General features: G+C 65.0%; 14 protein-coding genes and 1 tRNA gene. 7 read left to right on the top strand and 8 right to left on the bottom strand.

Going from position 1 to position 12,159, the window contains the following annotated elements:
- Positions 1-45 precede the first annotated feature (45 nt).
- Both CX676_RS06470 and trpE read left to right on the top strand, forming a co-directional pair.
- Positions 46-1,980 carry a peptidylprolyl isomerase gene (locus CX676_RS06470; RefSeq protein WP_232816603.1) on the top strand — a complete coding sequence of 645 codons (1,935 nt, stop codon included), beginning with the start codon at positions 46-48 and terminating at the stop codon, positions 1,978-1,980.
- Entirely contained in the window at positions 1,980-3,482 is a 1,503-nt protein-coding gene (trpE, locus tag CX676_RS06465; protein WP_101751886.1) for an anthranilate synthase component I, read from the top strand. Before CX676_RS06470 ends, trpE begins: the two co-directional genes overlap by 1 nt.
- Here trpE and CX676_RS06460 read toward each other — a convergent pair.
- Genes CX676_RS06460 through fabI form a run of 4 tightly spaced genes read right to left on the bottom strand, consistent with a single transcriptional unit; the run spans position 3,479 to position 5,961 of the window.
- Positions 3,479-3,958: a DUF2127 domain-containing protein gene (locus tag CX676_RS06460; protein WP_157935862.1), complete on the bottom strand. Its 480-nt coding sequence runs from the start codon at positions 3,956-3,958 to the stop codon at positions 3,479-3,481. The genes trpE and CX676_RS06460 overlap by 4 nt on opposite strands.
- Positions 3,955-4,455: a xanthine phosphoribosyltransferase gene (gpt, locus tag CX676_RS06455; protein ID WP_101754181.1), complete on the bottom strand. Its 501-nt coding sequence runs from the start codon at positions 4,453-4,455 to the stop codon at positions 3,955-3,957. Before gpt ends, CX676_RS06460 begins: the two co-directional genes overlap by 4 nt.
- An 11-nt stretch (positions 4,456-4,466) precedes the next feature.
- Positions 4,467-5,078, bottom strand: coding sequence for a LysE family translocator (locus tag CX676_RS06450; protein ID WP_101751884.1), 612 nt, complete (start codon positions 5,076-5,078; stop codon positions 4,467-4,469).
- A 52-nt stretch (positions 5,079-5,130) separates the two neighbouring features.
- Positions 5,131-5,961, bottom strand: coding sequence for an enoyl-ACP reductase FabI (fabI, locus tag CX676_RS06445; protein ID WP_101751883.1), 831 nt, complete (start codon positions 5,959-5,961; stop codon positions 5,131-5,133).
- A gap of 82 nt (positions 5,962-6,043) precedes the next feature.
- Here fabI and pdxH point away from each other — a divergent pair, with 82 nt between their 5' ends.
- From pdxH to CX676_RS06425, 4 genes are all read left to right on the top strand, one after another.
- Positions 6,044-6,649, top strand: a complete 606-nt coding sequence (gene pdxH, locus CX676_RS06440; protein WP_101751882.1) for a pyridoxamine 5'-phosphate oxidase — start codon at positions 6,044-6,046, stop codon at positions 6,647-6,649.
- A gap of 176 nt (positions 6,650-6,825) precedes the next feature.
- Positions 6,826-7,455, top strand: coding sequence for a cold-shock protein (locus CX676_RS06435; RefSeq protein WP_101751881.1), 630 nt, complete (start codon positions 6,826-6,828; stop codon positions 7,453-7,455).
- A gap of 15 nt (positions 7,456-7,470) precedes the next feature.
- On the top strand, positions 7,471-8,004 hold the full coding sequence (locus tag CX676_RS06430; protein ID WP_101751880.1) for a DUF192 domain-containing protein: 534 nt from the start codon (positions 7,471-7,473) through the stop codon (positions 8,002-8,004).
- A gap of 42 nt (positions 8,005-8,046) precedes the next feature.
- A tRNA-Pro gene (locus CX676_RS06425) sits at positions 8,047-8,123 on the top strand.
- 58 nt (positions 8,124-8,181) lie between these two features.
- Here the strand turns inward: CX676_RS06425 and CX676_RS06420 are convergent.
- From CX676_RS06420 to CX676_RS06405, 4 genes are all read right to left on the bottom strand, one after another.
- Positions 8,182-8,628, bottom strand: a complete 447-nt coding sequence (locus CX676_RS06420) for a DMT family transporter (protein WP_232816602.1) — start codon at positions 8,626-8,628, stop codon at positions 8,182-8,184.
- Positions 8,628-9,155 (bottom strand): GNAT family N-acetyltransferase, encoded by a 528-nt coding sequence (locus CX676_RS06415; RefSeq protein WP_101751878.1) that lies wholly within the window; start codon positions 9,153-9,155, stop codon positions 8,628-8,630. Before CX676_RS06415 ends, CX676_RS06420 begins: the two co-directional genes overlap by 1 nt.
- A gap of 72 nt (positions 9,156-9,227) precedes the next feature.
- The gene (locus CX676_RS06410) at positions 9,228-9,791 is read right to left on the bottom strand and encodes a helix-turn-helix domain-containing protein (protein ID WP_101751877.1); all 564 of its coding nucleotides are present in this window, start codon (positions 9,789-9,791) and stop codon (positions 9,228-9,230) included.
- A 54-nt stretch (positions 9,792-9,845) separates the two neighbouring features.
- On the bottom strand, positions 9,846-10,604 hold the full coding sequence (locus CX676_RS06405; protein WP_101751876.1) for a WecB/TagA/CpsF family glycosyltransferase: 759 nt from the start codon (positions 10,602-10,604) through the stop codon (positions 9,846-9,848).
- A gap of 180 nt (positions 10,605-10,784) precedes the next feature.
- Between CX676_RS06405 and CX676_RS06400 the strand changes: the two genes are divergently transcribed.
- Entirely contained in the window at positions 10,785-12,155 is a 1,371-nt protein-coding gene (locus CX676_RS06400) for a hypothetical protein (RefSeq protein WP_157935861.1), read from the top strand.
- Positions 12,156-12,159: the final 4 nt, after the last annotated feature.

Below are 12,159 nucleotides of genomic sequence, written 5' to 3'. Positions count from 1 at the left end.
AAAGACGCCCAGACAGCAGAAGTTTGACAGGATGAGACGCGCGTAATGGCTAATCTGCGGACCAAGGGCAAATCGACCATCGTCTGGGTGTTGATGGGGATGCTCGTGCTGGGGCTGGGCGGCTTTGGCGTCACCAATTTCGGCGGCGGCCAGACCGAGGTCGGCCGGGTCGGAGACACCAAGATCACCGCCGGCGAATATGCCCGCGCGCTGCAGAACCAGATCAACGCCTATAGCCAGCAGACCGGCCAGCCCTTCACCGTGCAGCAGGCGGAATCCATCGGCCTGACGCAGCAAGTGCAGTCGCAGCTGTTCACCGCCGCCGCCCTGTCGGAAGAGGCGCGCAAGATCGGCGTCTCGGTGGGCGACCAGAAGGTCGCCGACACCATCATGCAGGCCCCGAACTTCCGCGGCCCGAACGGCCAGTTCGACCGCACCGCCTATGGCGAGATGCTGCGCCGTCAGGGCATGGACGAGGGCGAGTTCGAGGGCCAGATCCGCGAAGACGAGGCGCGGCTGATCCTGCAGCGCGCCGTGGCAACGGGTGCCCCCGCGCCTCAGCCCGCCGTCGACCAGACCGTGCGCTGGATGCTGGAAAGCCGCGATGTCACCTGGCGCGAGATCACCGCCGACCAGCTGGCCGGGCCGGTCGAGCGTCCGAATGACGACACGCTGAAGGCCTGGCACCAGGCCAATGCCGACCGCTTCACCGCGCCGGAACTGCGCAAGATCACCTATGTCTGGCTGACCCCCGACATGCTCGAGGGCGAGGTCGAGCTGGACGAGACCGCGCTGCGCGCCGAATACGACCGCCGCATCGCCGAGTTCCAGCAGCCCGAGCGCCGCATGGTCGGCCGGCTGGTCTTCCCGACGATGGCGGATGCCGAGGCGGCCAAGACCCGGATCGACGCGGGCGAGGTGCCCTTCGCGGCGGTGGTTCTGGAACGCGGGCTGACGCTGGATGATATCGAACTGGGCGAATTGTCGCAGGAGGATCTGGGCGGCGAGACCGGCGAGGCCGTCTTTGCGCTGGAACAGCCCGGCGTGGTCGGTCCGTTCCAGTCGGATCTGGGCCCGGCACTCTTCTCGATGAACGCCATTCTGGACCCGGTGGATATTTCCTTTGACGCGGCGCAGGACGAATTGCGCGGCGAGGCGGCGGCGGATCGCGCCGCCCGGATGATCGAGGACCAGAGCGGCGATTTCGAGGACATGCTGGCCTCGGGCGCCTCGCTGGAAGACGTGGCCGAGGAAACCCCGATGGAACTGGGCCAGATCGATTTCGACGCGGCTGCCGCGCCCCAGCATACCGGGATCGATGGCTACCAGTCCTTCCGCGAACGCGCTGCCGCGATCACCGAGGGCGATTTCCCGCAGCTTTACCAGCTGGATGATGGCGGCGTCTTTGCCTTGCGCCTCGACGAGATCGTGCCGCCGACGCTGAAGCCCTTCGACGAGGTTGCCGATGCGGTGGCCGAAGACTGGATCGCCTCGGAAACGCACGGGATGCTTCTGGCGCTGGCCGAGGAAGAGGCCATGTCGACCGAGCCGGCTACGTCCCATGCGCCTGCCGCTGAGTCCGAGGCAGCCACCGAGGGCGAGGGGACCGAAGCTGCCGCACCCGAAGCCGTCCCAGAAGCCGCGGCGCCGGCGGGCCAGCAGGTCGAGGCGCTGACCCGCGACGGCTGGATCGACGGCACCCCGGCTGAGCTGGTGGCGCAGGCCTTTGCCATGACCGAACCGGGCCTGACTCATGTGGTCGATGCCAAGGACCGGGTGTTCCTGGTGACGCTCGACGCCATCCACGAGGCCGACATGACCGGCGAAGCCGCAACCGAAGTGGCCGATACCGTCCGCCAGCGGCTGGAACAGTCGCTGCAGAACGACCTGTTCGATTACTACGTCCGCAGCGTGCAGGCGGAAAGCGGCATCCAGCTGAACCAGTCGGCCATCAGCGCCGCCCAGACCATGGTCCAGTAATGGAGCTGTCGCCGGATTTCACCGCCTTCGAACAGGGCTGGGCCGAGGGCCGCAACCAGCTGGTGACCATCCGGCTGGCCGCCGATCTGGATACGCCGGTCAGCCTGATGCTGAAACTGGCCGAGGCCGCGCCGAACAGCTTCATGCTGGAATCGGTGACGGGCGGCGAGGTTCGTGGCCGCTTCTCGGTGGTCGGGATGAAGCCCGACCTGATCTGGGATTGCCGCGACGGCAAGGCCCGGATCAACCGTCAGGCGCGCTTCTCGACCGAGTTCGTGGCCGAGGATCGCCCGGCACTCGACAGCCTTCGCGCGCTCATCGAGGAAAGCCGGATCGAGATGCCTTCCGGCGTGCCGCCGGTGGCGGCGGGTCTCTTCGGTTATCTCGGCTATGACATGATCCGGCTGGTCGAGCGGCTGCCCGATGTGAACCCCGACCCGATGGGCCTGCCCGATGCGGTGCTTCTGCGCCCCTCGGTCGTCGCCGTTCTGGACGGGGTGAAGGGCGAGGTCACGCTTTGTGCCCCCGCATGGTATGATGGCGCCGTTCCGGCCCGCGCCGCCTATGCCCAGGCCGCCGAGCGGGTGATGGAGGCGCTGCGTTCGCTTGACCGCCAGCCGGCCGAACCGCGCGCCTTGGGTGAGGCCGCCGTGGTAGGCGAGCCGCGTTCGAACTTCACCAAAGCCGACTATCTGGCGGCGGTCGAGAAGGCCAAGGATTACATCCGCGCCGGTGACATCTTCCAGGTCGTGCCCAGCCAGCGCTGGTCGATGGATTTCCCGCTGCCGCCCTTCGCGCTGTACCGCAGCCTGCGCCGCACCAACCCGTCGCCCTTCATGTTCTACCTGAATTTCGGCGGCTTCCAGATCGTCGGCGCCAGCCCCGAGATCCTCGTGCGCCTGCGCGATGGCGAGGTGACCGTCCGCCCGATCGCCGGCACCCGCCCGCGTGGCGCCGACGAGGCCGAGGACCGGGCGCTCGAGGCCGATCTCCTGGGCGACAAGAAGGAACTGGCCGAGCATCTGATGCTGCTGGATCTCGGCCGCAACGACGTGGGCCGGGTGGCGAAGATCGGCACCGTGACGCCCACCGAGCAGTTCATCGTCGAACGCTACAGCCATGTCATGCACATCGTCTCGAACGTGGTGGGCGAGTTGCGCGAGGGCGAGGATGCGCTGTCGGCGCTGCTGGCCGGGATGCCCGCCGGCACCGTCTCGGGCGCGCCGAAGGTCCGGGCGATGGAGATCATCGACGAGTTGGAACCCGAAAAGCGCGGTGTCTATGCCGGCGCCGTCGGCTATTTCGCCGCCAATGGCGAAATGGACATGTGCATCGCGCTGCGCACCGGGGTCATCAAGGACCAGAAGCTCTATATCCAGGCCGGCGGCGGCGTGGTCTATGACAGCGATCCCGAGGCCGAGTTCATGGAAACGGTGAACAAGAGCCGGGCGTTGCAACGTGCCGCCGAGGATGCAGCGCGGTTCGTGCGGGGGAATGGCTAGGCCTTCCCCGCCCGCCATTCCCGCCATGTGAGAAAGATCACCAGCGCGTCGAACGCCGACAGCGCCAGCATCATCGGCGAGCCGGTCACGCTCCAGCGGTGCAGTTGGTATGCGACGAAGCCGGCAAAGACCGCCATCGCCAGCGGGTAGGCCATGGTGATCCGGCGTTGCAGCATCAGCACCACCACCAGCTTCACCAGCCCGTGGGTCAACAGGTAGATCGCATAGAAATGCTGGCTGTCGGCGCTGAAGCGATCCGCCAGCCGCACCGCGTGCGCGGCTAGCGGGTCCGAGGGGTCCTCGATCAGCTCGTTCCGGGTCAGCCAGTCCACGGCGCCAAGGATAGCGCCATGGGTGATGAACAGAAGCGCCGCCCCGGCCAGACTCTCCAGCGCCGCAAAGACCCCCTTCAGGGCAAGGCTGGCCTCGAAGAGATTGTGCAGCGGGCCGCGACGGGCCGCGAGATGCTGGATCAATCCTCGCCCCGGTAGGGCTGGACATATTGCAGCGCCATGTCCCAGGGGAAGAAGATCCAGGTGTCCTGGCTCACCTCGGTCACATAGGTCTCGACCATCGGCCGGCCCTTGGGCTTGGCATAGACGGTGGCGAAATGGGCCTTGGGATACATCTCGCGGATCAGCTCCAGCGTGCGGCCGGAATCGACCAGGTCATCGACGACCAGAATCCCCTCGCCATCGCCCATCAGCGCGTCATCGGGCTTTTTCAACACTTCCAGCTGGCCCTGGCCGGCCTCGGTTCCGACGCCCTTGTAGGAACGGATCGAGATCGTGTCGATGGTGCGGATGTCCAGCTCGCGGGCGACGATCATCGCCGGCACCAGCCCGCCCCGCGTCACCGCGACCACGGCGCGCCAGTCGGTGCCATCCAGCCGCCAGGACAAGGCGCGCGCATCGCGGTGCAGCTGTTCCCAGCTGACATGGAAACCCTTTTCGTGGGGCAGACGGTCCATCATGGTCTTCTCCTTCAATGGCGCAGGATCAGCGAGAGGCCCAACAGGCCGATCAGCCCCGCCGCCACCCGGTCGATCCAGAATTTCGCCGCATAATAGCGTCGCCGCAGCAAAGGCAAAGCCATCAGCGTCGCCAGCGCGGTATAAAAACCCAGTTCCACCGTCAATGCGGTGGCGTAGATGACGGCCTTGTCCGCCGCCGTGAGCGCCGCCGGGAAGATCGACAGCAACACGGCGGAATAGAACAGCGCCGGTTTCGGGTTCGAGAGGTTCAGGATCATGCCGCCCCAGAAGCCGGCACCATAGCGTTTCTCGGCCGGGTCGGGCAGGGGGTCGGCGGCATGGCGCCACATCTTCCAGGCGATCCAGACCAGGTAGGCCCCGCCCAGCACCTTCAGCGCCACGAAGGTCCAGGGGACAACCCGGAACAGGACCGTCAGCCCCAGCAGCGCGAAGAGGCACCAGAGCGAAGCGCCCACCGCCAAGCCCCAGCCATAGGGCAGGGCGCGGGCACGGCCCATGGCAAAGGCGCTCTGGCTGACGGCAATGACGCCGGGGCCGGGCGACAGGATCGCCACGGCCAGCGTGCCGACAAACACCGCCAGCTGCGCCAGGGTCACCACCATCGGGCTTCTTTCTCGCTCAAATATCCATGGGCCGGTGCCGCGGGGCGCGGCCTCAGTGATTCTTCACCACGGTGGCGATATCCGGCGCATCCACCGCCTTCATGCCGACGACATGGTAACCGGCATCGACATGGTGGGTCTCGCCGGTGACGCCGGAGCCGAGATCCGACAGCAGGTACAGCGCCGACTTGCCCACATCGGCCTGGGTCACGTTGCGGCGCAAGGGCGAATTCAGCTCGTTCCACTTCATGATATAGCGGAAGTCGCCGATGCCGCTGGCGGCCAGCGTCTTGATCGGGCCGGCCGAGATCGCGTTCACCCGGATGCCGTCCTTGCCCAAGTCCTCGGCCAGGTAGCGCACGCTTGCCTCCAGCGCCGCCTTGGCCACGCCCATCACGTTGTAATGCGGCATGACCCGCTCGGCGCCGTAATAGGTGAGCGTCAGCAGGCTGCCGCCCTCGGGCATCATCGCCGCCGCGCGCTGGCAGATGGCGGTGAAGGAGAAGACCGAGATATCCATGGTCATGGTGAAGTTGTCGCGCGTAGTATCGACATAGCGCCCGCGCAGCTGTTCCTTGTCGGAAAAGCCGATGGCGTGGACGACGAAATCGAGCGTGCCCCATTCGGCCTTCAGCGCCGCGAAAAGTGCATCGATCGAGGCCTCGTCGCCGACATCGCAGGGCAGGACCAGCGACGAGCCGACCTCGGCCGCCAGCGGGTCCACCCGCTTCTTCAGCGCATCGCCCTGGTAGGAGAATGCCAGCTGCGCGCCTTGGGCGGCCACGGCCTGGGCAATGCCCCAGGCGATCGACTTGTCATTGGCTAGGCCCATGATCAGACCGCGCTTGCCGGCCATCAATCCGGTGTTCTGCTCGCTTGACATGGGGGGGTTCCTCGCGCTTTCAACCTTTTGGGATGTGATTAGGCCAAAGGTTGGGGCGCATCAAGCGCCCGGGGGAGAGGTGATGGCAGGACGGGACGGCATCTTTGCGGGCGAGGACCCCTTCATCATCGCGCAGCGCTGGCTGGCCGAGGCCGAGGCGACCGAACCCAATGACCCCAGCGCCATGGCGCTGGCGACGGTCGATGGTGATGGGATGCCCGATGTGAGGATGGTGCTGCTGAAGGAAATCGAGGCGCAGGCGTTTGTTTTCTATACGAATTACGAAAGTGACAAGGGCCGACAACTAAATCTGACAGGCAAGGCCGCTTTCGTGATACACTGGAAATCGCTACGTCGTCAGATCCGCGTGCGGGGCCATGTCAGCCGGGAGGAAGGGCCGCAGGCAGATGCCTATTTCGCCAGCCGGGCGTTGCAAAGTCGCATCGGTGCCTGGTCCTCGCCGCAGTCGCGGCCCATCGCCAGCCGCGAGGCGCTGCTGGCCGAGGTGGCGCGGCAAGGTTTGCGGCACGGGCTCAGTCCGTCGCGGCCTCCGTTCTGGGGTGGTTACCGTATCCGGCCCGTGCAGATCGAGTTCTGGGCGGATGGTGCCTTCCGGTTGCACGACCGGTTCAGGTGGAATCGGGAGACTGACGAAAGGCCTTGGCAGATCGAGCGTTTGGCTCCATAAACTTGACGGACCGGTTCACTTATTGTTAATTGACTCCGTCAAGCTGCCGAAATGGTTAGGAATGCGTAGAAATTTACCCTACGGCAATCTTGCTGACGGATGTTGATGGTGGCCGCAGGTGGGCGTAGTTTCGTATGGACGCGTGTAGAAGGTGCGGCAAGGAAGAGTATCGCAGAATGACCGGGGACAACCCTGATGAGAAGACTGTCACGGGACTGATCAAGTGGTTCGACCCGGCCAAGGGCTATGGGTTCATCTACAATGACGAAGGTGGTCCCGACATCCTGCTGCACGCCAATGTGCTGCGCAATTTCGGCCAAGGGTCGGTTGCCGACAATTCCCAGGTGACGGTTCGTGTGCTGACCACGACGCGCGGCCTTCAGGCCGTCGAGGTTTACGCGATCAACCCGCCGGAAAGCCACGGTGTGCCGCCGATCGCGGATCTGCCGCAATCCGTCATCGACAATCTTCATGCCCTGCCGCTGCAGCCGGCCCGGGTCAAATGGTTCGACAAGGCCAAGGGCTTCGGCTTTGCCAATATCTTCGGTCGGGCCGATGACGTCTTTCTGCATATCGAGGTCCTGCGCCATTCCGGCCTTGCCGATCTGACCGTGGGCGAGGCGGTGTCGCTGCGCGTGGTCGAGGGGCCGCGGGGCCTGATGGCCGCGCAGGTCGCCAGTTGGGACGATGTCCTGCATCAGCATGACGCAGAGGTTGCGGCCGAGGGATCGGCCGCCGGTTCGGATCAACCGGCCTCGGGCGATGACACGCCGAGCGGTGTGACCTCGCATCTCGCGGTTGGCTGAGGGCCGGTCGCGCGGATGAACGATCGGGTGCGGATCACCGGCCTTGCCGCGATGCTGCTGGCCCTTGGCGGCACGCTCGTTCCGGAAGATGCCGTGGCGCTGTCGCCGAAGCTTGCTGCAGTCCAATGCGATCCGGGGCAGGCGATCCTTGTCAGCGACAAGGGGCAATTGCCGATCGCCGTTGAGATCGCCGATGACCCGGCCGAGCGCGCGCAGGGGCTGATGTTCCGGCGCGAACTGGAACCCCAGCACGGGATGCTGTTCATCTACGAAACCCCGCAGCCCGCCAGTTTCTGGATGCGCAACACCCTGATCCCGCTGGACATCATCTTCATGGATGCGACCGGCAAGGTGCGCCATATCCACCCGAATGCCCGTCCGCTGGACGAAACCCCGATCCCCGGCGCGGCGGTGGGCGATCCCGATCCGCTGCGTCTCTTCGTGCTGGAGATCGCCGGCGGCGAGGCCGAGAGGCTGGGCATCTATACCGGCCAGGTCATGGCGCATCCGGCGATCGATCCGGCGCAGGCGGCGATTTCCTGCGAGTGACCCCTTTCCCCGCGCCGCCCACCACGCTAGAAGGCGCAGGTTCGGGGCGTAGCGCAGCCTGGTAGCGCGACGGTTTTGGGTACCGTAGGCCGGAGGTTCGAATCCTCTCGCCCCGACCAGCACTTGGCTGAAATCCTGCACTCCCTTTCCTTGACGTTTTGATCCGGTTCCGGCCTGTCAGCGATAGAGCGACAGGATGATGACCACGCCGGCGACCAGAAGGCTTGCACCGAGGGCGGCGGTCAGAATGCCCTGAAGCGTCAGGTTGCCCGAGCGAGTCAGATCCCAGGCCAGCCCAATGACCAGTTGGCTGGCAACAAGGATGGCGATGGTCGGCGCCGCGCCGAGGCGCTGGTAGCCGGTGATGCTGGCAAAGACGAAATACGACCCCAGCAGGCCCGGGATCAGGAACCAGGGGCGGAAGGCGGTGACGATCTCGCCGATGCCGCCGATCCCGGCCTTGCGCAGCAGCAGTAGCGACAGCAGCACCAGCCCGACCGCCGAGTTCATCACCAGCGCGATCAGCACCGTCGAGACCGAGCCGGTGATTCGAGCCATCAGCAGGTTCTGCGCAACCAGTGCGGCACCTGCCGCGATGAGGAGGCCGAGGGTGACAAGCGGCATCATTCCCTCCGCACCGGGTCGGGCGTGGCACTCTGGTCGAGCACAAGCTGCAGGAAAGCCAGATCCAGCCAGCGACCGAATTTCGTGCCCACCTCGCGCAGCAAACCGGTTTGCACGAAGCCCAGCTTCTCGTGCAGCCGGATCGAGCCAGTATTCTCGGCCTCGATCCCGGCGACCATGACATGCTTGCCAAGCGCCCGGGCACGGGCAATCAGCGCCTCCATCAGTGCCTTTCCGATGCCTCTGCCGTGCTGACCGTCGCGGACATAGACCGAATGTTCGACCGTGTGGCGATAGCCGTCGAAGGCGCGCCAATCCCCGAACGAGGCATAGCCCAGAACCGTTCCGTCCGCGTCCACGGCGACCAGCACCGGATAGCCGGCGCGGTGCCGGTCGGCCAGCCAGGCGAGGCGGTTGGCCAGGTCGACCTTGCGGTCGTTCCAGATCGCCGTCGTGTGCTCGACCGCGTGGTTATAGATCGTCATCACCCCTTCGAGGTCGGCTTCCTCGGCGTCGCGAATCTGCATGATCGTTCCGTCCGCTATCATATTGCGCGGATAGTCCACTATGATGGACGAACTGTCAAGCGGTGGCAGGTGTCAGCTGTCGCGCAGCAGGATCACCGCATAGCTGCAGGCATGGGCACTCTCGTTGCGGAAGATGCAGTCACCTGGCGGCCCGAGCCGAAGGCAATCACCCTGCTGCAATTCGTGGCGGGTCGTGCCCTCGACGAAGGTCAGATCGCCCTCGAGCACCCAGATCATCTGGCGGATGAAGGCAAAGGCCGAGGCCGGCATGGGCACTTCCGCGCCGGCCGGCAGGCTGACTTCAACGATCTCGACTGGCAGATCCGTGCGGGGCGAGACCTGACGGCGCAGGTATCCGGTCTCGGGGTCGGTCCAGAGCGGTTGGTCCTCGCGGCGAAGAAGCTGCCCGCCGGCCGCCTCGGCCCGCGCCATCAGCGTCGACATGCTGAGACCGAAGGCGCCGGACAGCTTGCCCAGCAGGTTGGCGGTCGGGCTGCTGTCGCCGCGTTCGACCTTGTGAATCATCGCCCGCGAGACCGCCGCCCGTTCGGCCAGTTCGGTCAACGACCAGCCGCGGTTTTCGCGTTCGGCGCGGATGCGGGCGCCGATCCGGTTGTCGAGATCATCTTGCTGCATTCCGTCACTATAGTGGACGCAGAGGCCGGGCCGCAAGCCGATGCGTGGGCCGGTTCAGACCTTGCCGCGCTGCGCCAGGGCTCGCCGCACATGGCCGGGCAGGATCAGGAAGCCGCGGCCATAGCGGGCCGCCAGACGGCGCGGATTGGACAGCATCCGCCACAGCCATTCCATCTTGGCCTTGCGCATGAAGACCGGCGCGCGCTGCTGCTGCCCCGAGATGAAGTCGATGCCGGCGCCGATCGAGGCGAAACCGACGCCGGGCAGGGCGTCGCGGGCGCGGATGGCAAAGCGTTCCTGCCGGGGCGCCCCAAGGCCCAAAAGGCAAAGCTGCGCGCCGGAATTGGCGATCTGCCCGATCAGCCGCGCCGCCTCGGAGGCATCGGGATCGAAGGGAAAGCCGGGCACCGCCTGCATCACCACCTCGAGCCCCGGATGCGCGGCCATCAGTCGCTCGGCCGCGAGTCGAACAGAGGCCTCGCTGCCCCCGATCAGCGCCACCGGCGCCTCGTGACGGGCAGCCAGTTCGGCCAGCGGGTGCACCAGTTCCGAACCCGGCACCAGTTCAACCGGTTGACCCGCCAGCCGCGACAGCCAGACGATCGGATTGCCGTCGGCGCAGACCAGGTCATGGGCCGCATAGGCGCGGCGAAAGGCCTCGTCCCGCGCCAGCTGTTCCAGGTGGTCGACATTCAAGGTTGCCAGCGCGAATCCCCGGTTCGCCGCCATTCGCGCGGCGACTCCAGACAGCAGCGCCTCGCGGTCGGGGCAATTGACCCGAACCACTTGACCATCTGGATAGGTAAATAACATCTGAACGACCCGGTCGTTGGAACTCGTGATCTTTACTTGTATGGTCGGGCCGATATGCCTGCCAGCATATTCGGTAATTTGTTCCCAGTTGGTTAGCCGATGCACGCGAACCCCCTTGCCACGATGATGCTGCTCAGCTGGCCGCTTTTCGCGGCGCTGATCTTCATGCGCATGGAGCGGGTGAACGCGGCGATCTGGTCGCTTCTCCTGGGCTACATGTTCCTGCCGCCCTCGTTCGCGATCGACCTGCCTGTGGTTCCGGCCATGGGAAAATACGAGATCGCCTCGCTCTCGACGGCGGTGATGCTGTGGCTGGGGCTGGGTAGAAAGGTTGTCGAGCGTGACCCGATGGCGCATGACGCCCGGCCGGTCATGCCGTTCTCGACCAAGTTTCTGGTTTTCCTTCTGCTGATATCAGCTGTGTTCACCGTACTGAATAATAGCGACGCGCTGGTCAGCGGTATTTCTTATCGGCCAGGGATGCAAATTTCGGATGTGGTCGCCAATGCCATGTTGCAGCTGATCGAGCTGATCCCCTTCTTCATCGGCTTTTCGCTACTGTCGACACCCCATCAGACGCGCAAGTTGCTGGTCGCCCTTATGATTGCCGTGTTGATCTATTCGATGCCGATGTTGCTCGAGGTTCGGCTGAGCCCGCAGCTGAACACCTGGATCTATGGCTATTTTCAGCACGAATTTGCCCAGGTCATGCGCTATGGTGGATTTCGGCCCATCGTCTTCATGACCCATCCGATCTGGGTCGCGTCCTTCGCCACCATGGGATTCATCGCGACACTGTGCCTGACCCGCGCCTTCCAGACCAATGCGCGGATGATGCTGGTGATCTGCTATCTCATCATCCTGCTGATCCTGTGTAAGACCATGACCGCGATCCTGATGGCAGCTCTGGCCATGCCGCTGGTACTCATGGCCTCGCCAAGGGCGATCCTGTCGATCAGCGTCGTGGTTGCCATCGGCGTTTTTGTCTACCCGGTTCTGCGCTTGCTGGACTTTGTTCCGACCGAGGGTATCCTCGGCTTTATCGATCCTTCCCAGCCTGAACGAGCTGCATCGCTGAAGGTACGGTTCGACAACGAGTTTATCCTGCTGACACGTGCGCTCGAGCGGCCCTTTTTCGGCTGGGGATCCTGGGGGCGCAACTTTCCGGTGGACCCGGTTAGCGGGCGCTATGGCGCCATTGCAGACGGGGCTTGGGTTATTACCCTAGGGTCGCGCGGCATTCTGGGCTATGTCGCCCAGTTCGGCCTACTGATCAGCCCGATTATCATCATGTGGCAGCGCAGTTTTGCGCTGTTCCGCCGCTTCGACAAGTCGGACCTGTTGATGATCGCGACCCTGACGCTGATGCTGGCGGTCAACCTGATCGAGTTGATTCCAAATGCCACGCTGACCCCGCTGACCTGGCTGTTGAACGGAACGATCCTTGGCCATGCGGCGCGGCTGCAATACTCGCGCGCGCTGCGTCGGCGCTGGCAGCGCGAAGACAGCGACGCCCTGGCCAAGAAGGAAGGTTTGCGCCCCGCGCTTTGATGCA

It is taken from the genome of Paracoccus zhejiangensis (assembly GCF_002847445.1).
Lineage (GTDB): Bacteria > Pseudomonadota > Alphaproteobacteria > Rhodobacterales > Rhodobacteraceae > Paracoccus > Paracoccus zhejiangensis.
Note: the sequence above shows the minus strand (reverse complement) of the source record. Positions and strands in the feature narration are given on the sequence as shown.

Excerpts from the sequence above, each read along its gene's own strand:
- CX676_RS06435 (WP_101751881.1), top strand. The coding sequence starts at position 6,826 with ATGACCGGGGACAACCCTGATGAGAAGACTGTCACGGGACTGATCAAG.
- fabI (WP_101751883.1), bottom strand. The coding sequence starts at position 5,961 with ATGTCAAGCGAGCAGAACACCGGATTGATGGCCGGCAAGCGCGGTCTG.
- CX676_RS06430 (WP_101751880.1), top strand. The coding sequence starts at position 7,471 with ATGAACGATCGGGTGCGGATCACCGGCCTTGCCGCGATGCTGCTGGCC.
- CX676_RS06415 (WP_101751878.1), bottom strand. The coding sequence starts at position 9,155 with ATGCAGATTCGCGACGCCGAGGAAGCCGACCTCGAAGGGGTGATGACG.
- pdxH (WP_101751882.1), top strand. The coding sequence starts at position 6,044 with ATGGCAGGACGGGACGGCATCTTTGCGGGCGAGGACCCCTTCATCATC.
- trpE (WP_101751886.1), top strand. The coding sequence starts at position 1,980 with ATGGAGCTGTCGCCGGATTTCACCGCCTTCGAACAGGGCTGGGCCGAG.
- CX676_RS06450 (WP_101751884.1), bottom strand. The coding sequence starts at position 5,078 with ATGGTGGTGACCCTGGCGCAGCTGGCGGTGTTTGTCGGCACGCTGGCC.
- CX676_RS06420 (WP_232816602.1), bottom strand. The coding sequence starts at position 8,628 with ATGCCGCTTGTCACCCTCGGCCTCCTCATCGCGGCAGGTGCCGCACTG.
- gpt (WP_101754181.1), bottom strand. The coding sequence starts at position 4,455 with ATGATGGACCGTCTGCCCCACGAAAAGGGTTTCCATGTCAGCTGGGAA.
- CX676_RS06410 (WP_101751877.1), bottom strand. The coding sequence starts at position 9,791 with ATGCAGCAAGATGATCTCGACAACCGGATCGGCGCCCGCATCCGCGCC.
- CX676_RS06470 (WP_232816603.1), top strand. The coding sequence starts at position 46 with ATGGCTAATCTGCGGACCAAGGGCAAATCGACCATCGTCTGGGTGTTG.
- CX676_RS06405 (WP_101751876.1), bottom strand. The coding sequence starts at position 10,604 with ATGTTATTTACCTATCCAGATGGTCAAGTGGTTCGGGTCAATTGCCCC.